19 protein-coding genes and 1 other RNA gene are annotated in these 23,161 nt (G+C 72.2%); 5 read left to right on the top strand and 15 right to left on the bottom strand.

Features of this window, described 5'->3' with window-relative positions:
* Positions 1 to 225 precede the first annotated feature (225 nt).
* The 3 genes from ABZ721_RS32180 to ABZ721_RS32170 all read right to left on the bottom strand — a co-directional run bounded on the left by ABZ721_RS32180 (position 226) and on the right by ABZ721_RS32170 (position 4,850).
* The gene (locus ABZ721_RS32180) at positions 226 to 507 is read right to left on the bottom strand and encodes an HU family DNA-binding protein (protein ID WP_007264399.1); all 282 of its coding nucleotides are present in this window, start codon (positions 505 to 507) and stop codon (positions 226 to 228) included.
* 165 nt (positions 508 to 672) lie between these two features.
* The gene (locus tag ABZ721_RS32175; protein ID WP_358792298.1) at positions 673 to 2,106 is read right to left on the bottom strand and encodes an NAD-dependent malic enzyme; all 1,434 of its coding nucleotides are present in this window, start codon (positions 2,104 to 2,106) and stop codon (positions 673 to 675) included.
* 419 nt (positions 2,107 to 2,525) lie between these two features.
* A complete protein-coding gene (locus ABZ721_RS32170) occupies positions 2,526 to 4,850 on the bottom strand; it encodes a UvrD-helicase domain-containing protein (protein WP_358792297.1) in 2,325 nt (774 codons plus the stop codon).
* A gap of 300 nt (positions 4,851 to 5,150) precedes the next feature.
* Here ABZ721_RS32170 and ABZ721_RS32165 point away from each other — a divergent pair, with 300 nt between their 5' ends.
* Positions 5,151 to 5,783 carry an ABATE domain-containing protein gene (locus ABZ721_RS32165; RefSeq protein WP_358792296.1) on the top strand — a complete coding sequence of 211 codons (633 nt, stop codon included), beginning with the start codon at positions 5,151 to 5,153 and terminating at the stop codon, positions 5,781 to 5,783.
* 21 nt (positions 5,784 to 5,804) lie between these two features.
* On the opposite strand, the gene ABZ721_RS32160 is transcribed toward ABZ721_RS32165, so the two are convergent.
* The 3 genes from ABZ721_RS32160 to ABZ721_RS32150 all read right to left on the bottom strand — a co-directional run bounded on the left by ABZ721_RS32160 (position 5,805) and on the right by ABZ721_RS32150 (position 9,827).
* Complete coding sequence (locus ABZ721_RS32160; protein WP_358792295.1) at positions 5,805 to 7,094, bottom strand: uroporphyrinogen-III synthase; 1,290 nt, start codon at positions 7,092 to 7,094, stop codon at positions 5,805 to 5,807.
* Positions 7,095 to 7,315: 221 nt separating this feature from the next.
* Positions 7,316 to 8,695, bottom strand: coding sequence for a nitrate/nitrite transporter (locus ABZ721_RS32155; RefSeq protein WP_358792294.1), 1,380 nt, complete (start codon positions 8,693 to 8,695; stop codon positions 7,316 to 7,318).
* Between the two features lie 136 nt (positions 8,696 to 8,831).
* Positions 8,832 to 9,827, bottom strand: coding sequence for a LysR family transcriptional regulator (locus tag ABZ721_RS32150; RefSeq protein WP_358792293.1), 996 nt, complete (start codon positions 9,825 to 9,827; stop codon positions 8,832 to 8,834).
* 100 nt (positions 9,828 to 9,927) lie between these two features.
* Here ABZ721_RS32150 and ABZ721_RS32145 point away from each other — a divergent pair, with 100 nt between their 5' ends.
* Positions 9,928 to 11,286, top strand: a complete 1,359-nt coding sequence (locus ABZ721_RS32145; RefSeq protein ID WP_358792292.1) for an MFS transporter — start codon at positions 9,928 to 9,930, stop codon at positions 11,284 to 11,286.
* A gap of 27 nt (positions 11,287 to 11,313) precedes the next feature.
* On the opposite strand, the gene ssrA is transcribed toward ABZ721_RS32145, so the two are convergent.
* From ssrA to ftsE, 5 genes are all read right to left on the bottom strand, one after another.
* Positions 11,314 to 11,703: a transfer-messenger RNA gene (gene ssrA / locus ABZ721_RS32140) on the bottom strand.
* 148 nt (positions 11,704 to 11,851) lie between these two features.
* Complete coding sequence (smpB, locus tag ABZ721_RS32135; RefSeq protein WP_358792291.1) at positions 11,852 to 12,331, bottom strand: SsrA-binding protein SmpB; 480 nt, start codon at positions 12,329 to 12,331, stop codon at positions 11,852 to 11,854.
* Positions 12,332 to 12,349: 18 nt separating this feature from the next.
* On the bottom strand, positions 12,350 to 13,564 hold the full coding sequence (locus tag ABZ721_RS32130) for a S41 family peptidase (protein WP_358792290.1): 1,215 nt from the start codon (positions 13,562 to 13,564) through the stop codon (positions 12,350 to 12,352).
* Positions 13,565 to 13,631: 67 nt separating this feature from the next.
* The gene (gene ftsX, locus ABZ721_RS32125; protein ID WP_358792289.1) at positions 13,632 to 14,549 is read right to left on the bottom strand and encodes a permease-like cell division protein FtsX; all 918 of its coding nucleotides are present in this window, start codon (positions 14,547 to 14,549) and stop codon (positions 13,632 to 13,634) included.
* A 54-nt stretch (positions 14,550 to 14,603) separates the two neighbouring features.
* Positions 14,604 to 15,293 carry a cell division ATP-binding protein FtsE gene (ftsE, locus tag ABZ721_RS32120; protein ID WP_138357585.1) on the bottom strand — a complete coding sequence of 230 codons (690 nt, stop codon included), beginning with the start codon at positions 15,291 to 15,293 and terminating at the stop codon, positions 14,604 to 14,606.
* Positions 15,294 to 15,565: 272 nt separating this feature from the next.
* Between ftsE and ABZ721_RS32115 the strand changes: the two genes are divergently transcribed.
* Positions 15,566 to 15,754, top strand: coding sequence for a hypothetical protein (locus tag ABZ721_RS32115; protein WP_358792288.1), 189 nt, complete (start codon positions 15,566 to 15,568; stop codon positions 15,752 to 15,754).
* 649 nt (positions 15,755 to 16,403) lie between these two features.
* Here the strand turns inward: ABZ721_RS32115 and ABZ721_RS32110 are convergent.
* Positions 16,404 to 16,868: an ATP-binding protein gene (locus ABZ721_RS32110; RefSeq protein ID WP_358792287.1), complete on the bottom strand. Its 465-nt coding sequence runs from the start codon at positions 16,866 to 16,868 to the stop codon at positions 16,404 to 16,406.
* A gap of 264 nt (positions 16,869 to 17,132) precedes the next feature.
* Between ABZ721_RS32110 and ABZ721_RS32105 the strand changes: the two genes are divergently transcribed.
* Both ABZ721_RS32105 and ABZ721_RS32100 read left to right on the top strand, forming a co-directional pair.
* Entirely contained in the window at positions 17,133 to 17,987 is an 855-nt protein-coding gene (locus ABZ721_RS32105) for a helix-turn-helix transcriptional regulator (protein ID WP_358792286.1), read from the top strand.
* An 11-nt stretch (positions 17,988 to 17,998) separates the two neighbouring features.
* Entirely contained in the window at positions 17,999 to 18,205 is a 207-nt protein-coding gene (locus ABZ721_RS32100) for a DUF397 domain-containing protein (protein WP_358792285.1), read from the top strand.
* A gap of 99 nt (positions 18,206 to 18,304) precedes the next feature.
* Here ABZ721_RS32100 and ABZ721_RS32095 read toward each other — a convergent pair whose 3' ends face one another.
* The 3 genes from ABZ721_RS32095 to ABZ721_RS32085 all read right to left on the bottom strand — a co-directional run bounded on the left by ABZ721_RS32095 (position 18,305) and on the right by ABZ721_RS32085 (position 22,888).
* Entirely contained in the window at positions 18,305 to 19,192 is an 888-nt protein-coding gene (locus ABZ721_RS32095; protein WP_358792284.1) for a hypothetical protein, read from the bottom strand.
* Positions 19,193 to 19,440: 248 nt separating this feature from the next.
* A complete protein-coding gene (gene prfB / locus ABZ721_RS32090) occupies positions 19,441 to 20,562 on the bottom strand; it encodes a peptide chain release factor 2 (RefSeq protein ID WP_358792283.1) in 1,122 nt (373 codons plus the stop codon).
* Between the two features lie 136 nt (positions 20,563 to 20,698).
* The gene (locus ABZ721_RS32085; protein WP_358792282.1) at positions 20,699 to 22,888 is read right to left on the bottom strand and encodes a protein kinase; all 2,190 of its coding nucleotides are present in this window, start codon (positions 22,886 to 22,888) and stop codon (positions 20,699 to 20,701) included.
* Positions 22,889 to 23,161 lie beyond the last annotated feature (273 nt).

Below are 23,161 nucleotides of genomic sequence, written 5' to 3'. Positions count from 1 at the left end.
GAGTCCATGCGGAGCATCGGCGACCGACGACAACGCCGCGAGCGTGCGTGCCAGACCCCGCCGACCAGACGAGGATGTGAAGACACGACCTAGCACTCCCCCGGACGGGCCCTCGGGTCCGTCCGGGCCGCCGGGCGGGCCGGCAGCCCGCCGTACGGCCCCAGGACACAGCGAGGGCGGCCATCCCCCCGGGGAGATGGCCGCCCTTCGCCTTGCCCGTTAGGACTACTTGCCCTTGGCGGCTTCCTTGAGCTTGGAGCCCGCGGAGACCTTCACGCTGTAGCCGGCCGGAATCTGGATCGGGTCGCCGGTCTGCGGGTTGCGCGCGGTACGAGCGGCACGGTGGGTGCGCTCGAAGGTCAGGAAGCCGGGAATGGTGACCTTCTCGTCGCCCTTGGCGACGATCTCGCCGACGGTCTCGGCGAGAGCGGCCAGAACGGCGTCGGCGTCCTTACGGGTCACCTCGGCGCGCTCGGACAGAGCGGCCACCAGCTCACTGCGGTTCATATCTTTACTCCCGTGTTCTTTCTGCCAGGGGGGCGCGAGCTTGAAGCTGAAGCTGCCTCACTGCCCGAGTTGCATCCTGCCCCCATATATGGGGGGAAAGCCAATCCGGCACCCGAGCGCGTCGCTGAAAAAGCGGCGCGGATGCGTTGCGATGACCCAGTGTCGTCACACAGTGGCTGTCGATTCGGTTGCCGCGCCCATCGCCTTTGCCGCGTTCCGAACGGCTCCCGCGACGGCGCCCGCCACCTTGTCGTTGAAAACGCTGGGAATGATGTAGTTCGCGTTCAGTTCGTCCTCACCGACGACATCGGCGAGAGCGTACGCGGCGGCCAGCATCATCTCGGTGTTCACCGTACGGCTCTGCGCGTCCAGCAGGCCGCGGAAAACGCCCGGGAAGACCAGGACGTTGTTGATCTGGTTGGGGAAGTCGCTGCGGCCGGTGGCGACCACCGCGGCGGTCTGCCGGGCCACCGCCGGGTCCACCTCGGGGTCGGGGTTGGCGAGCGCGAAGACGATCGCCCCGTCGGCCATCGCGGCGACATCGTCGCCGGTCAGGACGTTGGGAGCGGAGACGCCGATGAAGACGTCGGCGCCGCGCACGGCCTCCTTGAGGGTGCCCGTGATGCCCTCGGGGTTGGTGTTGTCGGCGATCCAGCGCAGCGGCGACTCGGGGTCGGCGTCGACCAGGTCCGGGCGGCCCGCGTGCACCACGCCGTGGATGTCGGCGGAGACCGCGTGCTTCACCCCGGCGGCGATCAGCAGCTTCAGGATGGCGGTGCCGGCGGCCCCGGCGCCCGACATGACGACCCGCACGTCGCCGATCTCCTTGCCGACGACGCGCAGCGCGTTGGCGAGTGAGGCGAGCACCACAATGGCGGTGCCGTGCTGGTCGTCGTGGAAGACCGGAATGTCCAGCATCTCCCGCAGCCGGGCCTCGATCTCGAAGCAGCGCGGCGCGGAGATGTCCTCCAGGTTGATGCCCGCGAAGCCCGGTGCGATGGCCTTCACGATCGCCACGATCTCGTCGGGGTCCTGGGTGTCGAGGCAGATCGGCCACGCGTCGATGCCCGCGAAGCGCTTGAAGAGCGCCGCCTTGCCCTCCATGACCGGCAGCGCGGCCATCGGGCCGATGTTGCCCAGGCCCAGCACCGCGGAGCCGTCGGTGACGACCGCGACGCTGTTGCGCTTGATGGTGAGGCGGCGGGCGTCCTCGGGGTTCTCGGCGATGGCCATGCACACGCGGGCGACGCCCGGGGTGTAGATCATCGACAGGTCGTCACGGTTGCGGATGGGGTGCTTGGACGCCATCTCGATCTTGCCGCCGAGGTGCATCAGGAAGGTACGGTCGGAGACCTTGCCGAGGACGACGCCCTCGATGCCGCGCAGTTTCTCGACGATCTCGTCGCCGTGCGCGGTGGACGTGGCCGCGATGGTCACGTCGATCCTGAGCTTCTCGTGGCCGGAGGCGGTCACGTCGAGGCCCGTCACGGACCCTCCCGAGGACTCCACCGCGGTGGTGAGCTGGCTGACCGCGGTCCCGCTCGCGGGGACCTCCAGCCGTACCGTGATCGAGTACGAGACGCTTGGCGCCGTTGCCATCCTGCCGACCTTCTTCCACTGCCTGCTTGTTCCAACGCTCTGCCGCTCGATCGTTGCACCTACTGGCCGGTACGCGTAACTGCGGCCTCGGCAACGGAAAGATTCTTCCACCATGCGAGAAGTGGGCGGGATTTTCAAGCCCGGACGGCGTCCTCGGGCAAATTCCGAGTTGTCGGCAGATGCGGGAAGCAACCCGCGGGACGGTTTGTTAGCCTGGGTACGGCACCGGCTCGATCCAAGCCCCCGGGCCCAACCTTAGGCGCTTCGAGCGCCCACTTGCCGCGAGGCGAGCATGGCGGGCCGGTGTCACCAACGTCCGAAGGGCGCCCCTCTCACGAGGGGCGCCCTTCGTCGTCCGTCCGGCCGGTCGGTCCCGCCTGCCGGCCGGCCGGTCCCGCACCGGCCGGTTCCGCACGGGATCAGTCCCGCAGCAGGTCCGGGACGCCGTCCCCGTCCGGGCTGTCGCGCTCGCCGGAGAGCACCGTGAGCCGCTGGGTGGCGCGGGTCAGTGCCACGTAGAGCACCCGCAGGCCGGCCGGGGACTCGTCGGCGATCTCCGCCGGGGAGACCACGATCGTCGCGTCGTACTCCAGGCCCTTGGCCTCCAGGCTGCCCAGCGCCACCACGCGCTCGCCGAGCCCCGCCAGCCACGTGCGGGCCTGCGCGCGGCGGCCCATGGCCACCACGACGCCCACCGTGCCGTCCACGTCGGCCAGCAGCAGTTCGGCCTCCGCGCGCACGGCCGCGCCCAGATCGGCGCCCGCCACCGAGAAGCGCGGCACCAGGCCGGTGGAGCGCACCGCGCGCGGCGACTCCATGCCCGGCATCGCCAGCTTCAGCACCTTCGCCGCCAGGTCGGCGATCTCGGAGGGGTTGCGGTAGTTCACCGTCAGGGTGAAACGGCGGCGCGGCCGGCTGCCGAGCGCCTCCTCGCGCGCCTGCGCCGCCTCGTCGGGGTCCGTCCACGAGCTCTGCGCCGGGTCGCCGACGATCGTCCAGGTCGCGGTCCTGCCGCGGCGGCCGACCATCCGCCACTGCATCGGCGTCAGGTCCTGCGCCTCGTCCACGATGACGTGCGCGTACTCGGTCCGCTCCTCGTCCAGCCGGTCCGCCCGGTTGCGGCGGCCGCCGCCCATCCGGTCGGCGGACGTGGTGACCTCGTCGAGCCCGGTCAGCAGGTCCAGCGGGTCCGCGTCGCGCTTCTTGGGCCGCGGCGGCGGGCCCAGCAGCGTCTCCAGCTCGTCCAGCAGCGCCACGTCGTGCACGGTCACGCCGTCACGGCGCAGCGAGCGCGCCACCCGGCGCACCTCGGGCGGGGTGAGCACCCGGCGCGCCCAGCGGCCGAGCCGCTTCTCGTCGGCCAGCGCGGCCAGCACCGCGCGCGGGGTCAGGACCGGCCAGTAGGCCTGGAGGAAGTCCAGGAACTCCGGCTCCGTCGAGATGTCCTCGTCGAAGCCCTGGCGCTCCTCGGCGGCCAGCTCCTGGTCGTCGAAGCGGCGTCCGGCCTTGCGCCACAGCGCGTCCAGCAGCAGCTTGCGGGCGCGCGGGCGCAGCAGGTTCACCGGGGCGGTGCCGCCCAGCACGTTGTGCCGGATCTGCGACAGCTCCTGCTCGCCCAGCTCCAGCCGGCGCCCGAAGGCGACGACGCGCAGCCTGGTGGCGGAGACCTCCGGGGCGGCCTCTTCCTCCTCGTCCTCGAAGAGGGCGGCCTGCTGGGCGAGCCTGACCGCCTGCGGGGCCTCCAGCGCCCCCCGGGAGGCGTTGCGCAGCACCTTCATCATGCGCAGCGAGCCCTTGATGCGGGCGACCGCGGGCTCGTCGTACAGGTCGGCCTCGACCCCGTCGACGAGCGAGCCGACGGCGCGGATCGCGACCTGGCCCTCCTCGCCGAGCGACGGCAGGACGCCCTCGGTGTACGCCACCAGCAGCGGCGTCGGGCTGACGACCAGGATGCCGCCCGCGTAGCGGCGGCGGTCCTGGTAGAGCAGGTACGCGGCGCGGTGCAGCGCGACCGCCGTCTTGCCGGTGCCGGGCCCGCCGGTGACCTCCGTGACGGAGGCGGCGGGCGCCCTGATCACCATGTCCTGCTCGGCCTGGATGCTCGCCACGATGTCGCGCATCGTGTGGCTGCGGGCCTGCCCCAGCGCGGCCATCAGCGCGCCGTCGCCGACAACCGGCAGCCCGGTCTCCAGCTCCGGGCGCAGCAGGTCGTCCTCCACGCCCAGCACCCGGCGGCCCTTGGAGCGGATGACGCGGCGGCGCACCACCCGCCCGGGGGCGACCGGGGTGGACCGGTAGAACGGCGCGGCCGCGGGCGCGCGCCAGTCGATCACCAGCGGCGCGTAGTCGGCGTCCAGGACGCCGATCCGGCCGATGTGCAGCACTTCGGCGATCTCCGCCGCGTCGTTGACGACGGCGTCGTCCGCCGGCTCCAGCGAGGTGAACGCGCCGTCGGCGCCGCGCTTGCCGTCCTTGCCCTGCAGCAGGTCGATCCGTCCGAACAGGAAGTCCTCGAACTCCGCGTTGAGCCGGTTGAGGTGCAGTCCGGCACGGAACACCTGCGCGTCGCGCTCGGCGAGCGCGCCGGGTGTTCCCACCTGGCCGCGCTTGGCGGCGTCGTCCATGAGGAACTCGGCTTCGTGGATCTTCTCCTCGAGCCTGCGGTACACCCGGTCCAGGTGCGCCTGTTCGACGGCGATCTCCACGTCCCGGACCCCCCCGGGCGCTGCGGTTTGCGCGGCCACGCAAGACCCCCTTCTCCTGTGCGTTGAGAGCGCTCCGTGCGGGTTCGGCTACACGCACGGGGCAGCCTGCAACCGTACGCGACGCGCACCCCCCTGCGCACCACTCCGCCTGCGACTGGCGTGCGATTCCCCGCCTTCGGCCGATCGGCGGCCCACCGGAGCGGGTCGCCGCCCTCCGGTCGCGCACCACCACACCCACCAGCACACCCACCGGACCGTCCCTCGACCTAGCCCACGTCGCTCCGTCCGGGCACTCTGGGGGCAGCGGGTCACGCGGACAGCTGGAAGGGTGACAGGCACATGACGGTTTCGGCCTCCTCCGAGCTTCGGTTCGACACCGGGCGGGTGAGTCTCGACCTCCTGGCGACGGTCTCCGGACGGCTCGGCGAGAAGCCCGTCGACCGGCTCGACTCGCCGCGCCGCCTCACCCAGTGGCTCTACGGCACCGGGCTCGTCCCGAGCGGCACGACGGTGGCGGCCGACGCGGCGTGGCTCGGCCGCTTCCTGGTGCTGCGGGACGTGCTGCGGCGGATCGTGGCGACGCAGCTGGCGCCCTCCTCCGGTGCCGCGGATCCAGCGGACCCGGTGGAGGCCGCGCCCGCGGCCGCCGACGTCTCCCGGCTCAACGCCGCCGCGCTGGCCGCCCCGCCCGCGCCCAGCGCCCGGCCCGCGCCGGACGGCACGCTTCTGCGCACCCTGGCCGCGCCGCCCGACTGCGGCGCCCTGCTCGCGGCCGTCGCCCGCGACGCGGTCGAGCTGCTCACCGACCCCGTCGCACGCGGCCAGCTGCGGCAGTGCGAGGGGGAGAGCTGCTCCCTGGTCTACCTCGACGCGTCGCGCGGGCGGCGCCGCCGCTGGTGCAGCAGCGAGATCTGCGGCAACCGGGAGCGCGTCGCCCGCCACCGGCGCCGCGCGGTGGCCGGGCAGGCCTGACCTCGGCGCCGGGGCCCGGGGCTACTCCTCGCCCGCGTACTTGTCGTCCGCCAGCGGGTCCAGCGCCAGCCGGTACCCCCGCTTCACGACCGTCTGGATGAGCTTGGGCGCGCCCAACGCCGTCCGCAGCCGCGCCATCGCCGTCTCGACGGCGTGCTCGTCGCTGCCCGCCCCCGGCAGCGCCCTCAGCAGGTCCGCGCGCGGCACGACCCACCCCGGCCGCCGCGCCAGCGCGCGCAGCAGCGCCATACCGGCGGGCGGCACGGTGCGCAGCTCGCCGTCGACGACGGCCGCCTGGCCGCGGATCTCGATCCGGCGGCCCGCGACGGGCAACGTCCGCACCCGGCCCGGCAGTTCCGCGGCGATCAGCTGGACGAGCGGGCCGAGCCGGAAGCGGTCCGGCTGGAACGTCGGGATGTCGTGCGCCTCCAGCGGCACGGCGGTGACCGGTCCCACGCAGGCCGGCAGCACGTCGTGCCGCAGCGCGTCGAGCAGCTTGTCGAGCCGGCCGAGCCGGTCGGCACGCTCCAGCAGCGAGGCCACCGCGGGGGCGCTCGTGAAGCTCACCGCGTCGAGCGACCGGGCAATCGCCGCGTCGATCAGCCGGTCCACCGGGCCGATGTCCTCCGGCGGCATCCACCGGTAGACCGGCACGCCCACCACCTCGGCGCCCGCCGCCCGCAGCGCCTCGATGAAGCCCGGCAGCGGCTCGCCGTGCAGCTGGACGGCGATCCGCTTTCCGTCCACGCCCTGCTCCAGCAGCCGGTCGAGCACCTCGGCCATCGACTCGGACGCCGGCGACCAGCTCTCCGTCAGCCCGGCCGCCCGGATCGCGCCCTTCACCTTGGGTCCGCGGGCCAGCACCTCCACCTCGCCCAGCCGGGCCAGCAGGTCTTCGCCCAGCCCCCAGCCGTCGGCGGCGCCGACCCAGCCGCGGAAGCCGATCGCGGTGGTGGCCACGACGACGTCCGGGCCGTTGTCCAGCAGTTCCTTGGTCGCCGCGAGCAGTTCCGCGTCGTCCAGCAGCGGCACGATCCGCAGCGCGGGAGCGCGCAGCACCGCCGCCCCGCGCCGTTCCAGCAGCGCGGCCAGCTCGTCGGCCCGGCGGGCCGCCGTCACCCCGACCGTGAAGCCGGCCAGCGGCAGCACGGAGGCCGCCGCCGCGAGCTTCCCGGGAGCCGTGACCGGCGCCGCGGGCTCGGCAGTAGCCGGCGCGCCCGGCGTGGACGCGGGCTCCGCGGTCCGCGCACTCTCGTCGGCCGACGGCGCCCGCGCGCCGTCCTCCCGCTGTTCTGCCTTCCGCACCTGCATGGCTTGCCCCGCTCCGCTGGACGTACACGTATCTGGTGGCCCCCGCCGCCGGGTGGATGGCACACCCGGCATGCCCGCCGGCCAGTGCATCGTGCCAACCCGGGGTGACGGGCGGGGTTCGCCCGGATTTCCCCGGTGTTACGCGCTGGTTCCCGGCCACCGGCCGAATCCTGCCGTACCGGGCCCGTCCGGCACGGCAGGATCCGGCGTCGCCGGGCCGCTCACACCTCCGCGTAGCTCAGCTGCGGCGCCGGCTCGGCCGCCTCGGACAGCGGGGCGGTGGCAGCGGGGCGGCGGAGGTATACGGCCCAGGTGAGGGTGAAGCACACCGCGTAGAAGGCCAGGAAGGAGACGAAGGCGGGGGTTCCGGTGTGCGCGGACAGGAAGGACTCGCGGAACGCCAGGTTGATGCCGAGGCCCCCGAGCGCGCCGACCGCGCCGATCAGGCCCATCGAGGCCCCGGAGAGCCGGCGCCCGTACGCGGCGGCCGCCTCGCCCGTGAGCCCCTGGGCCAGCGCCTTGGCGTGGTAGATGCCGGGGATCATCTTGTACGTCGAGCCGTTGCCGAGCCCGGTGAGCACGAACAGGGCGATGAATCCCGTGGTGAAGACCGGCAGCGACTTCTGCACGGAGGCGAGGATGACGACGAGGGTCGCGGCGCCCATCCCCAGGAAGTTCCAGAGCGTGATGCGCGCTCCCCCGAAGCGGTCCGCCAGGTGACCGCCGACCGGGCGGATCAGCGAGCCGAGCAGCGGCCCGATGAAGGTGATCGACGCGGCCTGCAGCGGGGTGCGGGCGAACTGGTTCTGCAGCACCAGGCCGAAGGCGAAGCTGTAGCCGATGAACGAGCCGAACGTGCCGACGTAGAGCAGCGACATGATCCAGGTGTGCGCGTCCCGCACCGCCTCGCGGGCCGCCCCGGTGTCGTTCCTGACCGGTGCCAGGTTGTCCATCCGCAGCGCGGCCAGCGCCGCCGCGATCACGATCAGCGGGATGTAGACGGCGAGCAGGATGCGCGGGTGCGAGGCGCCCGCCGTGCCGATGACGAGGAGCCCGACGAGCTGGACCACGGGCACGCCGATGTTGCCGCCGCCCGCGTTGAGACCGAGCGCCCAGCCCTTCCTGCGGAGCGGGAAGAACGAGTTGATGTTGGTCATGGAGGAGGCGAAGTTGCCGCCGCCGACCCCGGTGAGCGCCGCCACCAGCAGGAAGGTGCCGTACGAGGTGCCGGGCTCCATCACGATCGCGGCCGCGACGGTGGGGAGCAGCAGCATCAGCGCACTGAAGATCGTCCAGTTGCGGCCGCCGAAGCGCGCGACGGCGAACGTGTACGGGATCCGGACGAGCGCGCCGACCGCGGTCGCCATGCCCACCAGGAAGAACTTCCCGGCCGGGTCGATGCCGTACTCGGGGCCCATGAAGAGCACCATGACCGACCACAGGGTCCAGATCGAGAAGCCGATGTGCTCGGAGAGCACGGAGAAGAGCAGATTGCGGTTGGCGATCCTGCGCCCGCCGTTCTCCCAGAACTCGGTGTCCTCCGGGTCCCACCGCTCGATCCAGCGGCCTCCCCTGCGTGTCTCCGTAGCGGTGCTGTGCATGACGCCTCCAGGCCCTGCCGGTGTCGGGTGTCCACCACGACAGTAGGAACGGCCGGTTACCGCCCGATGGCCCGACGTGACGCGGGGGGAACCATGCACTCACCCGGCGCCGGGGGGCGCTGTGAGCAGTCGCGGTTCAGTGCGCGGCGGCCGGACGGTCGCCGCCGGGAAGGGGGAACGCCGCGAGGCGGGCGTCGGGGTCCGGGAGCCAGCTGCCGGCCGGCCGCTCCAGCCACTCCCCCGCCGCCGCCAGGGCGGTCACCGCGTCGTGCAGGGCGGACAGCCCGGGGTGGCGCAGTCCGCGGCGCCAGACCATCGAGACCAGGGCGAGCGGCACGGGGTCCACCAGCGGCCGGAGCACCGCGTCCGGCATGTCGAGGAACTCGGTGGTGGCCAGCACCGGCCAGCGGTGCTTCGCCACCAGCCGGATGAACTCCGCCGCGCCCGCGATCTGCGGGAAGGGCGCGGCCACCGCGATCCCCCGGCCGGCGAAGAGCCGTTCGGCGAGGTCGGTCCACTCGGCGGTGGTCGCGTTGCCGGCCCCCGCGTACAGCGTCTCCCCCGCCAGCGCGTCCAGCGGGATCCGCTCCAGGTGTGCGAGCGGGTGCTCCAGCGGCAGCACCACGGCCATCGGCTCGCAGCGCACCGGCCGGTGGTCGAGCCGGGACAGCACGGCCGGGGCGAGCCCCGCGACGCGGCCGAAGGAGACGTCGAGCCGCCCGGCGAGGATCTCGGCGGCGGCGCCGGTCAGGCCGCTGTGGAAGCGGGCGATCAGCTCGCTGCCGGGCGCCGCCGCGCGGGCCGCGTCCAGGACCCGGCGCCCGGTGCTGACGGGCGCGCTGACGTCGACGAGCAGCGGCCGGTCGGCCGCCGCGAAGGCCGCGGCCAGCTCGTCCTGCGCGGCGAGCACCCGCCGCGCGTACGGGAGCAGCCGTTCCCCGTCGGCGGTGAGCTCGACGCGCCGGGTGGTGCGGACGAACAGGTCGGTGCCCAGTTCGCGCTCCAGCCGCCGGATGTCGCGGCTGAGGGCCTGCTGCGCCACGTAGAGGGACGCCGCGGCGCGGGAGAAGTGCAGCTCCTCGGCGACGGCGGCGAAGGCGCGCAGCAGACGGGGTTCCAGGTCGTGGGGCACGCGGCCATTCAACACGGCCGGTCGATTGACAACAGAGCCGCGTCAATGGCCGCCGATCTGGTGTTGGACCCGGCCGCGCGCCCGCCGCCAGGCTGATCGCATGCCCAGCCACCCTCCCGCGCCGCTGCTCCTCACCGCCGCCGGCGGCACCCTGATCGCCGCCGACCCCACCGTCAACCGCCTCGCAGCGCCCCGGCCCGCCGACCGGCCCGCCTGCCGGTCCGTCCACCGGTCCGCCGCCCGGCGCCGGGGCACCGCCCGGCCGTCCGGGCGGCTGGGCGCCTACCGGCGGATCTTCGCCGCGCCGGGCGCCGCCGCCTTCACCGCGGGCAGCCTGGTGTCCCGCGTCCCGATGGGGATGTTCGGCGTCAGCCTGATCATCATGATCGCCACCACCCGCGGCTCCTACGCGCTGGCGGGCGCCGTGGCCGCCGCCGGCATGGCCGCGACCGCCGTCCTCGCCCCGCTCATCGCCCGCCTCACCGACCGGTACGGGCAGGCCAGGGTCGCCCTGCCGGCCGCCATGTGGTCCTTCACGGCCTGCCTCGCCCTGCTGCTGTGCGTGCGGTACGACGCCCCCTCGTGGACGCTGTTCGCCGCGTACGCCGCCCGGTCGACCAGCCCGAACACCGGCGGCATGTCCCGCGCCCGCTGGGCGCACCTCTACCGCGACGACCCCGCGGCCCGCCACGTCGCCAACTCCTTCGAGCAGGTCGCGGACGAGCTCTGCTACCTGCTGGGCCCGGTCCTGGCCGCGTTCCTGTGCACGGCGCTCTTCCCCGAGGCGGGGATGCTGGCCGCCAATGTCCTGCTGCTCGTCGGCGTCCTGCTCTTCGTCGCCCAGCGCGGCACGGAACCGCCCGCCGCCGGGCGCCCCGCGACCCGGAGCGGCTCCCTGCTGCGCATATCCGGCCTGCCGGCCCTGCTGGCGGTGTTCTGCTGCACCGGGGTGATCTTCGGCGCCCTGGAGGTCACCACGATCGCCTTCGCCGACGCCCGCGGGCACGCGTCCGCCTCCGGCGCCGTCCTCGCCCTGCAGGCCGCGGGATCGGGCGCCGCGGGGCTGCTCTACGGCCTGCTCCGGCCCACCGGCCCCGCCACGGCCCGCTTCGCGGCCACGGTCGCGGCGATGGCGGCGCTGATGACCCTGCCGCTGCTCGCCCGCGACCTGCCGACGCTCGCCTGCTGCCTCTTCCTCGCCGGCTGCGCCACCGCCCCCACCATGGTCAACGGCATGACCCTGGTGCAGAACCTGGCGCCGCCGCACCGCCTCAACGAGGCGATGACGCTCGCCGTCACCGGCATCCTGGCCGGCATCTCCGCCGGTGCCGCCCTGGCCGGCACCGTCGCCGAGCGCTTTCCCCCGGGCACCGGCTTCTGGCTCCCCGCCGCCGCGGGCGCCCTCGCCGCCGGCCTGGCCCTGCCGGTCCTGAACATGAGAAAGGCCCCACCGCGGTGAGCGGCGAGGCCTTCGTCATACATGGGGTGGTGGAGATGGCGGGAATCGAACCCGCGTCCTGTGGTGCGGAAACAGGGCTTCTCCGAGCGCAGTCCGCTGTGCTTTTCTCGGCCCTGGCAATCACGCGGACAAGTTGCCAACGGGCTCAGTCACTGTTTGGTTTCCTTCAAGCCCCCGTGACCGGGTCATGAAGTTTAGTTCCCTTGATTATGCCAGGATCCAGGCCGGGAACAGCTCCTGGGCTGACACTCCGTAGAGCTTTCTTCCTAGCTACTTATTAGGCAGCGAGGGAGAAAGCGGAGGCATCGCGCTTGGTGTTGGCGATTATGTTTTGCGACATATGGTTTACGAGATCATTGCCGCTTCCTCGGCTCGCTTCCCCTGCTTCGACATCCCCAGTCGAAACCGATCATCCCCATGTTGTTTTTTCAAGGTGTCACCGGAACAGGCGGGCGAACCCGACGGACCCGGTGGCGCTGCACCCATCGTACGTGACCAACACGTGGACGGGCCACTGCATTCCCGTGCGGCCCGCGCCGCGCCGGGCGGCGTCAGGCGGGCGGCGTCAGGCGCGCTGGCTGCGCCGGGCCGCGGAGATCGCCCGGTTCGACTCGCGGGTGTCCTGCTTCTCGCGCAGGGTCTGCCGCTTGTCGTACTCCTTCTTGCCCTTCGCGAGCGCGATCTCGACCTTCGCGCGGCCGTCCTTGAAGTACAGCCGGAGCGGGATGATCGTGTGCCCCGACTCCTGCGTCTTGTGGATCAGCTTCGCGATCTCGGCCTTGTGGAGCAGCATCTTCCGCTTCCGCCGCGCCGCGTGGTTCGTCCACGTCCCCTGGGTGTACTCGGGGATGTGGACGTTGTGCAGCCACGCCTCACCGCCGTCGAGCTGCGCGAAGCCGTCCACCAGCGAGGCGCGCCCCATGCGCAGCGACTTGACCTCGGTGCCGGTCAGCACCAGGCCCGCCTCGAAGGTGTCCAGGATGAGGTAATCGTGGCGCGCCTTCTTGTTCTGCGCGATCAGCTTGTGACCAGTCTCTTTCGCCATAGCGCGGCCATTCTCGCACTAGGAGGGGGGTCTGAGGCCACTCAATACTTCCCTGGCCTCCGCCACGGCCTTGTCGGAGCCGCCCGAGGGGGTCGATCCGCCGCTCACCGTGAGATCCGGCTCTATGCCCCGCCCGTCCACGTTCCGCCCGTCGGGCAGGCTGTAGTGGCCGACGGTCAGCTCGGCGACCGAGCCGTCCGGCAGCTCGCTGGGCATCTGCACCGAGCCCTTGCCGAAGGTGCGCGAGCCCACCACGACCGCCCGGCCGCGGTCCTGGAGCGCGCCCGCCAGCAGTTCAGCGGCGCTCATGGTGCCGCCGTCCACGACGGCCACCAGCGGGGTCTCGGTGTCGCCGCCGTCCTTGGCGTAGAGGGCCTGCTGCCGGCCGTGCACGTCGTAGGTGGCGACGAGGCCGCCGTCGAGGAAGACCGAGGAGACGGTGACGGCCTCGGTGACCAGACCGCCGGAGTTGCCGCGCAGGTCCAGCAGCACGCCGCGGCTGCCCGCGCGCACCGCGTCCCGCACCGCGGCCCGCACCTGCCCGCCGACGCCCTTGGTGAACGCCTCGATCTTGATGGAGGTGACGTCCCCCTCCAGCTTCCCGACCGTGACGGCCTCCGTGGCCAGCACCTGGCGACGCAGCGTGATGTCGCGGTTACCCCCGCCGGCGCCCGGGGCGCCGCCGACGTGGTCCAGGCCGAGCCGCACGACGGACCCGGCGGTGTTGTCGCCGCGCAGCTCCGCCACGACCTCCGTGACCGGTTTGCCGTCCGTCCGCACCCCGTCGATCGTCCGGAGCCGGTCGCCGACCCGCACCCGCGCGAGCGCCGCGGGACTGCCGGTCTGCACCCGGGCCACCTGGATCCAGCCGCTGCCGGTACGCCGCACCCAGATCCCGACGCCCACGTAGCGGCCGTCCAGGGCCTGTTGCAGGCCCGCGTACTCCTGGGCGGTGTAGAAGGACGACCAGCGGTCCCCGCTGCGGCTGACCAGCTCCTCAGCGGCTTCGGGGCCGACCTTGCCGTCGTCGATCGCCTTCGCGATCTCGTCGGAGTCCGCGACGTTGCCCGCCGGGATCCTGCTCTGCGCCGCCGACGCGGACCGCGCGGGAACCGCCAGGGTGCCGGCCGCCGTGCCGGTGGCCACCACGGCTCCGAGGCCCACACAGAGGATCGTCAGGGCGGCCCCGCGGCGCGAGCCGCGGGGCGTCCCGAACTTCAACGGGCCGGACATGGCGGGAAGTCTAGGCCAGAAACGGGCGCCATACGGAGAGTTGACCGCAGACCACCCGAAGCGGCCCTCAGACCTTGAGGTATTTACGGAGCGTGACGAGCGCCGCCAGCGCGGGCATCAGGATGCTGCACACCAGCACCAGCGGCAGGACCTTGATCACGTCGCCCCAGCCGAGGAAGTGCACCAGCGGGATCTTGTCCTGCAGCTTCAGCCCGTGGTCGATGAGCAGGTACCGGCCGGTCATCAGCATGCCGCAGGCCACCCCGCCGCCGACCAGCCCGGCGAAGGCCGCCTCGGCGATGAACGGCATCTGGATGTAGAAGCCGGAGGCGCCCACCAGGCGCATGATCCCGGTCTCGCGCCGCCGGCTGAACGCCGAGACGCGCACCGTGTTGATGATCAGCAGCATCGCGACGATCACCATGAAGACCATGGTGCCGAACGCCATCCACGTCATGCCGCCGAGCAGGTCGAACAGGTTCTTCAGCAACTTGCGCTGGTCCTGGACCTCCTGGACGCCGGGACGGCCGGCGAAGGCGCTGGAGACGACCTGCACCTTCGTCGGGTCCTTGAGCTTGACGCGGTACGACTCCTGCAGCTGGTCAGGAGAGAGGGACCCGGCGACCGGCGAGTCCTTGAACTGCTCCTGGTAGTGCTTGTACGCCTCCTGCGCCGACTCGTAGAAGACGGTCTCCACAACCGGCAGCTTCTCCAGGTCGGCCTTGATCGCCTTCTTCTGCTCGTCCGTGACAGCACCCTTGGAGCACGAGGGGGTGCTCTTCACGTCCGCCTTGTTGCAGAGGAAGATCGACACCTGGACCTTGTCGTACCAGTACCCCTTCATGGCGTCGACCTGCTGGCTGGCGAGCCAGGATCCGCCGGCGAGGGCGAGCGACAGGGCGACGGAGATGATCACCGCGAAGGTCATGGTGAGATTGCGCCGGAGACCGACGCCGATCTCCGACAGGACGAACTGGGCGCGCATGATGTCCTTTCAGGGGGCTGGTGGCTATGACTACGGAACGGAACCCGGTTCGGTTCAGTGCTGGTAGCCGTAGACACCGCGCGACTGGTCGCGCACCAGTCGCCCCTTCTCGAGCTCGATGACGCGCTTGCGCATCTGGTCGACGATGTTCTGGTCGTGGGTGGCCATCACCACGGTGGTCCCGGTGCGGTTGATGCGGTCCAGGAGCCGCATGATGCCGACCGAGGTCTGCGGGTCGAGGTTTCCCGTCGGCTCGTCCGCGATCAGCAGCATCGGGCGGTTGACGAAGGCGCGGGCGATGGCCACGCGCTGCTGCTCACCACCCGACAGCTCGCCCGGCATGCGGTCCTCCTTGCCGGCCAGGCCGACCAGGTCCAACACCTCGGGAACCGTCTTGCGGATCGTCCCGCGCGGCTTGCCGATCACTTCGAGCGCGAACGCCACGTTCTCCGCGACGGTCTTGTTCGGAAGCAGCCGGAAGTCCTGGAAGACCGTGCCCAGCTGGCGCCGCATCTGCGGCACCTTCCAGTTGGAGAGCCTCGCCAGGTCCTTGCCCAGGACGTGCACCATGCCGGTGTCCGTGCGCTCCTCGCGCAGGATCAACCGGAGGAACGTCGACTTTCCGGACCCCGAGGAACCGACGAGGAAGACGAACTCGCCCTTCTCGATCTCCAGCGAGACATCCCGAAGTGCAGGACGGTTCTGCTTGGGGTAGGTCTTGGTGACGCTGTCGAATCGGATCACGTTCGCACCAGTGAGGTAGCCGGATATTGGGGGCGGACAACCGCAGGGGCGGCTCTCCTGGTGTGGGCGACCATACGCGAACGGCGCAGGGGCGCGCAGTCGGCGTCCTGGGTTCGTGGTTTTGAGCACAGGGCACAGGGGGACAAACCAGGCATCAGGGCCTGCACCTCACGCTCTGAAATCATGCGAGGCGCGCCGATTGTGCCCGAAGCTGGCACAGTGGAGGAACCGAACGGCCCAATGGCGCGTTCACCGGCCGAGGAGGAGATCGCATGACATCCGACCGACTGGTGTGCGCGAACTGCGCCGGCCCCGTGAGCGAGGGCCGCTGCGCGGTCTGCCGCGCCAACCGCGCCCGCCTCCAACAGGAGAACCCCTGGTCGGCCCTGAGCCCGGCCGCCTTGATCGCCCTCCTGGTAACGCTGCTGGCAGTGGTCCTGGTGGTAGAACACGCCACGTAGCCGCGCGCAGCGCAGGCGTATATAGGGGAGCGCACCCCCGGGGAGTGCTACCGGTGGGACCGAACGTGCCCCACGGGACGCCCGAGGCACCCCCCGATCCGATGTGGATCACCAGGACGCACGGGAGTCGCCCGACGGCAGCGCATGCCCTCGCCGGGCCGGTACGGATCACCAAGGACGCACAGAGGTCCGCCTGGCGGCAGCGACGGGACTTTCGCCGGGCCGGTGTGGATCAGCAGGACGCACAAGGAGTCGCCTGACGGCAGCGGCGGAACCCTCGCCGAGCCGGCATGGATCACCAGGACGCACAGAAGGCCGCCGAGTGCAGCTCCGGCCACCCAAGGTGATCCACCGGCAGCAGCCGAGGCCCGACCAACCCGGCCGCACGCCCCACTCCCCCGCCCGCCCCCGCCCGGGGAGCGCAGCGGACCGGAATCCGCTGCGCCTCCCGGGCCGCGCAGCGGGGCGGCCCACTGCCAGGCGCGCAGCGCCGGGGCACTCCCCCTCCGCCCGGTCAAGGTGCGCAGCGCCGCAGACGCACCCCTCCGCACGGCCCGAACTCCGGCCCCGCTCCCGCCGTTTGTTCATCCGATCACCCGATCACCCACCCTCGCCCCCACCCCCGGCAGCGACGTGCAAGGTGGGGCAACTACGCCGCCACGGCCAGCGTGAACCACACCCCCTTGCCCTCCCCGGCCCCGGGCCCCACCGGGGCGCCCCGGACCGTCCCCCAGTCATCGGCCAGCGCCGAGACCAGCACCAGACCGCGACCCCCCTCGTCCCCACCGCGCTCCGCGCGCCCCCGGGCGACGACCGGCGGCTCCGACCCCCCGTCGTAGACCGTGACCCGCACGTACTCCGCCTCCACGGCGAGCCACAGCAACGACCCGGCGCCCTTGGCGTGTTGATACGCATTGGTGATCAGCTCGGACGCGCACAGGGTCGCGCTGTCGACGATCCGGTCCAGCCCGAGCGCCCGCAGCGCGGAGGCGACGAAGTCGCGACCGATCCGAGGCGAGGTGATCAGCGGCGGACAGAACAACGTGTAGGAGTGCGGCGTCGCGGCACCGCCGCGGGCAGGCCGCGCGAGGGCGGCGGAGATCTGCGGGTTCATGGGACGTCTCGACTTCCGTACGAGGCCGAATCCGCACGAACGGTGGCAGTGCCCTTCGCCAACGGCGACAGGGTGCACTTCCGCTGCGCGGGCAGGGCGGGACTGAACCGGGCGGCGAGACGGCCGCCCGCTGGTGACCTACGTCACGGACCCTAGGGGACATAGATGATACGTATCAAGCGTGTCCGACAATCTGACCCCGAACGAGTTGGACCCGGCCGCGGTTGAGCGCGACACTCAGCAGTGCGAGGACGGAAGGAACCCATGCCGCCGAGAGCCAAGCCCACAGCCCGACAGGCGCGGTTGGGCGCCGAACTGCGCAAGATGCGCGAAGCCGCAGGTGCCACCGCGCGCGAGGCCGGAGATCTGCTGGGCGCGAGCCAGACTCAGGTGAGCCACATCGAGGCAGGTCGCTTCGGGGTGAGCGAGGAACGTCTCCGACGCCTCGCCGCCTTCTACGAGTGCGCCGACGCCGATCTCATCGACGCCCTCGTCACCATGGCCAACGAGTGGCGGGAGAAGGGCTGGTGGGAGGAGTACCGGGGCGTCATGGTCCCGCGCGCCCTCGATCTGGCCGAGCTCGAACACCACGCGTCGTTCCTGCGCACGCTCCAGCTTCTGCACATCCCGGGTCTGTTCCAGACCGAGGACCATGTCCGAGCCGCCTTCTCCTACGCCAACCCGAACCTTCCGGCGGGCGAACTCGACGCCTGGATCGCCCACCGCATGCGACGGCGCGAGGCCATCGAGCGCGACTCCGCCCCTCCGTTCGAAGCGGTTATCCATGAGGCCGCCCTGCGCATCAAGGTGGGCGGAGCCAAAGTCGCCCGAGCCCAGCTCGAACACATCCTGACGATGGCGGAACTCCCCCACGTGACCGTCCGGGTGATCCCCTTCGATGTGGAGGACTTCGGAGGCGCCGGCTACTCCATGCTCTACGTGGGCGGCCCTGTGCCGCAGCTCGACACCGTGCAGCTCGACACGGCACACGGCGGCCTCCTGCTGGACGCGGAATCCCAGCTCAAGAAGTATCGGACCCTCTTCGACAGAATCGAAGGTTCGTCCCTTCCAACTTCCGCTTCCCGCGACTTCATCCACCGCATCGCACAGAGCTTGTGAAAGGCAGAACCGTGGCGTCCTCCATCAAGTGGAAAAAGTCCTCGTTCTCCGGCGGCGCCGAAGGCAACGACTGCGTGGAGATCGGCATATCCGCCGCCGGTCTGCACCTTCGCGAGAGCGACAACCCCGACACGGTCCTCGCCACCACTCCGGCGGCCCTCCGGGCCTTCCTCCACCGCATCAAGGCGGGCGCGCCCGCCTCGCGCCCGGCGCCGTAACCCGCCCCGGCGCTGCCCCGGTACGCAGAAGAGGGGCGCGGAGCGCGCCGCCTGCGCGCTCCGGGCCCCTCTTCCGCTGATCAGCTACTGGCTGCCTGTTCAGGCAGCGGTGCGCCGGTTGGTGAGGCGCGGCATCATGCGGAAGCCGATGCCACCGGCGATCATCGTCGCGGCGCCGACCAGCAGGAAGGTGGTCTCGCCGGAACCGGTCTTCGCCAGCTCCTGGTTGGTGTTGCCCTGTGCCACCGGCTTGGTGTTCGAGTTGTCCGTGCCGGTGTTGTTGCAGTTGACGCTGTCACCGGTCAGGGTGCAGGTGTTGCCGCCACCGGTGGAGCCGGTGGACGACGAGCCGCCCGTGGTGCCCGCGGACGTGCCGGTGCTGGTGCTACCGGTGGTGCCGGCGCTCGTGGTGCCGGTGGTGGTGGTGCCCGTGGAGGTGCCGGTCGACGTGCCCGTCGACGTGCCCGTGCTGGTGCCCGTGGAGGTACCGGTCGACGTGCCGGTCGAGGTGCCCGTGGAGGTACCGGTCGACGTGCCGGTCGAGGTGCCGGTGCTGGTACCCGTGGAGGTGCCGGTCGACGTGCCGGTGCTGGTGCCCGTCGACGTGCCCGTGGAGGTACCGGTCGACGTGCCCGTGCTCGTGCCCGTGGAGGTACCGGTCGAGGTACCCGTCGACGTGCCCGTGCTCGTGCCGGTCGAGGTGCCCTCGGTGGTGCCCTCGGTGACGCCGACGGTCGTGCCCTCGGTCGTACCCTCGGTCACGCCGACGGTGGTGCCCTCCGTGGTGCCCTCGGTGACGCCGACCGTCGTGCCCTCGGTCGTGCCCTCGGTGACGCCGACGGTCGTGCCCTCGGTGCTGCCCGCCGTGTCGTTCGTCGAGACGGTGACGGCCTGGGCCACACCGACGGCCGTCAGGGAGGCACCCGTGGCGATGACCGCGGCTGCGGCTATGCGCGCCATGCGCAGTCGTGTGTTCTTCTTGCTCATCTGGTAATTACCCCCAGTAGCGGATCAATGTAAGTGGAGCAGCTCAGCACAGGACGGCAACTCACGTCCCGCTCATACGCATGCCGCGCAACACCTTTCCCATAATCCTCGACAGCGTCAAGGTCATTCCAGCCGGAATGCCGGGATTCATGGCCTATGCCGGGCAGTTGTGTAGGTGGCTGTGACATAAAAAAGGCAACTGCCACCCGACGGGTGGCAGTTGCCGACAGGACCTGTCGCTCGGGCGACTAGTCCTGGGAAGCCTTCTGCTGGCCCTTGCGCCAGCGGATGCCCGCTTCGATGAAGCCGTCGATGTCGCCGTCCAGGGCGCCCTGCGGGTTGCCGACCTCGTAGTCGGTGCGCAGGTCCTTGACCATCTGGTACGGGTGCAGGACGTACGAACGCATCTGGCTGCCCCAGGAGTTCCCGCCGTCGCTCTTGCCGAGCGAGTCCATCAGGGCCTGCTCCTCCTGGCGGCGGCGTTCCAGCAGCTTGGCCTGGAGGACGTTCATGGCGCTGGCCTTGTTCTGGATCTGCGAGCGCTCGTTCTGGCAGGAGACGACGATGCCGGTCGGGATGTGGGTCAACCGCACGGCGGAGTCGGTGGTGTTGACGCCCTGGCCGCCGGGGCCCGAGGCGCGGTAGACGTCGACGCGCAGCTCGGACTCGTCGATCTCCAGGTGGTCGGTCTTCTCCACGACGGGGAGGACCTCGACACCGGCGAAGGAGGTCTGGCGGCGGCCCTGGTTGTCGAAGGGCGAGATCCGCACGAGGCGGTGGGTGCCCTGCTCGACGGAGAGGGTGCCGTACGCGTACGGGGCCTTCACGGCGAAGGTGGTCGACTTGATGCCGGCCTCCTCCGCGTAGGAGGTCTCGTAGACCTCCGTCTGGTAGCCGTGCCGCTCGGCCCAGCGCAGATACATGCGCTGGAGCTGCTCGGCGAAGTCGGCGGCGTCCACGCCGCCCGCCTCCGCGCGGATGTTGACCAGGGCCTCGCGGGCGTCGTACTCGCCGGACAGGAGGGTGCGGACCTCGAGCTCGTCGAGCGCCTTGCGGACCGCGGTCAGCTCCTCCTCGGCCTCGGCGAGGGCATCGGCGTCGCCCTCGTCCTCGGCCAGCTCGAACATCACCGACAGGTCGTCGATGCGGCCGCGCAGCTGCTCGGCCTTGCGCAGCTCGGCCTGGAGGTGGGAGAGCTTGCTGGTGATCTTCTGCGCCGCCTCCGGGTCGTCCCAGAGGGAAGGCGCCGCGGCCTGCTCCTCGAGGAGGACGATATCGGCCCGCATCGCGTCGAGGTCCAGGACGGCCTCGATCGACCCCATGGTCGAGGAGAGGGACTTCAGCTCTTCGGATACATCGACGACTGCCACGGGTCCAGAGTACCGGCTGGTCGAACGGGACGTTCTCGCCCGGTGGCGATCCCGTGGGGCGCGGGCCTCCGCGGCCCCTCCCCGACCCTCCCCGACTCTCCCCGGCCGGTCCGCGGCCCCCGGAGCCCGCCCCGCCTCAGACCTGCGCGGTCGCCCGGGTGAGGGCCCCGGCCGGCGTGCGCACGTACAGCTCCAGCACCCGCCCCGACGACGTGACGGCGGCCGGGGTGGTGGCCGCCGTGGCGCCGGGCAGGGGGGCGACGGACCACTCCGCGCCGCCCGAGACCGGGCCCGCGGCCTGGGAGAGGCCGCCGGAGGCGGCGGGGGCGAAGGCGTAGACGCGGTCGCCCGAGGCCAGTGGTTCGGGACGGCCCGCGGCGTCCAGCCCCCGCAGGACGACGGTCGGCCGCCACGCGCCCCCCGAGTAGGGCAGGCGCAGCACGGCTCCGTCGGCCTTGCGGACGACGAACGCGTCCAGGGTCCCCCTGGCGCGGGAGACGAGGCCGGGGGCGGCGGTGATGCGGCCGGGGGTGGGGACCACCGACCAGGCGTTCCAGCGGGTGCCGACGAGGGAGGCGGTGACCAGGTCGCCGCCGGAGCGGCCGACGAGGTCGATGCGGCCGGGCTCGGAGGACGCGGCGGCCGGGGCGGCGTCGAACCGGGTGCGCTCGTCGACCTGGTACCACTGGTTCCAGGACTTGTTGATCATGGTCCGCCGGTAGAGCAGACCGTCCGTGCCGAGCGCGAACAGGTCCAGGCGGCCCGGCGAGGCCGAGACGACCGCCGGGTCGTCGGCGACTCCTATACCCGTCAGGTGCTGCCAGGCGCTGTAGCCGCCGGAGGCTCCGGCGCCCCGGGTGACGTACCAGATGTCGTCGTCCTCGCCCCGGGCGAAGACGTACGTGGTCCCGGCGACCGTGATGGCGCGGGGACCGCCGACCAGCTTCACGCGGGGCGCGGGCACCGCGCTGAACGCGGACCAGCGCGGCAGCTCGACCGGGGAGCCGACCGAGCCCTGCGGCGAGGCGGCGCCCGCGGTGGGCGCGGTGGGGTGCGTGGCGGGCGGGGCGGTGGTGGGGTGGTCGTTGTCCCCGGGGGCCTGCGGCCCGGAGTCGCCGCCCAGTGAGGCGACGGCCCAGCCGCCGAGACCCGCGACGACCAGCGCGGCGGCGGCCGCTGCGCCCACCCGCACCCGGCGACGGCGCACGGCGTCGGAGACGGCGCGGTGGCGCGGGCTCGCCGGGCGGCCGGCGGACCCGCCCGCCCCGCCGGAGCCGCCGCCGGAGCGGGCGCCCCGGCCGTACCCGGCCAGCTCCTCGGCGGTGGGCAGCTTGATGCTCGTGTGGGTGTCGCGGCTGGAGTCGGGGGCCGCGCCGCGCACCAGCGGCACGGCGCCGCGGTGGCTCGGCGGCTCGAAGAGCCCGATGTCCGGCTCGTACGGGGTGTCGTCGTCGGCGTCGGCGGGGTGCTCGTCCGGCGCGTCCACGTCGAGCGGCGGCAGGCCGGCCAGTCGCGGCAACTGGTCGCGGAGGCGTTCGCCCAGCTCACCGGCGGTGAGCCGGGACGCGGGCGACTTGGCGAGGCACTGCGCGAGCAGCTGCCACAGCTCGTCCGGGATGTCCGGCAGCGGCGCGACGGTCTCGGTCACGTGGCGGCGCAGCACGGCGCCGGGGTGGCCGCCGCCGAACGGCGTGAAACCGGCCAGCAGCTCGTAGAGCACGGTCGCGAGGGCGTAGATGTCGACACTCGCCCGCGGCGGCAATCCCTCGATGATCTCGGGGGCGAGGTAGTCCGGGGTGCCGATGATGCGGGTGGCCCGGGTACGGCGCGGGGAGTCGACGAGGCGGGCGATGCCGAAGTCGGTCAGGAGCGCGGGCGGCGCGCCGCCGGGCCCGGTCGGGGCGGCGGAGTCGAGCAGCACGTTCTCGGGCTTGACGTCGCGGTGCACGACACCCGCGGCGTGCGCGGCGGCGAGGCCGTCCGCGACGTCGGCGGCGATGGCGACGGCCGCCTCCGGGGAGAGCCGGCGCTCGCGCTCCAGCCGGGACCGCAGGTCGGTGCCGCGCACCAGGTCCATGACCAGCGCGAGGTCGGTGCCGTCCACGACGAGGTCGCGGATCCCGACGATCTGCGGATGGTCCAGCGAGAGCAGCGCCGTGCGCTCCTGCACGAAGCGGCCCACGAGGTCCTGGTCGGAGGCGAGGTCCTCGCGCAGCAGTTTGATGGCGACCGGACCCTCGGGGCCCTCACCCAGCCACACCGTGCCGGCGGATCCCCGCCCCAGCACCTGATGGGCGGTGTACCGGCTGCCGATCTTCCTTGCCAAGGCCTGCTCCGACTCCTCCGACGGTCCGTCGTGCCGCTTGCGGCACTGTCGCGTTGGCGACAAAACTACGCGGCCCGGCGGCCGTTCGGGGGGCCGGTGCGCGGTGACGTGTGGTTCTGCGGGGGAAATCACCCGCCAGGTGTCGACAAGTCGCCAGCATGGCCCGCGCGGAGGGCGTTGAACACGGACATGACGGAGCCCGTCGCGGCATGCGATCTACGGGGCGGCATGCGACGTACACGGCGGCACGCGACGTACGGGGAGGGCGGGCGG

The organism is Streptomyces sp. NPDC006733 (assembly GCF_040636125.1).
Classification (GTDB): Bacteria; Actinomycetota; Actinomycetes; order Streptomycetales; family Streptomycetaceae; genus Actinacidiphila.
The sequence above is the reverse complement of the archived record's forward strand: the minus strand, read 5'-3'. Positions and strand labels throughout refer to the sequence as shown.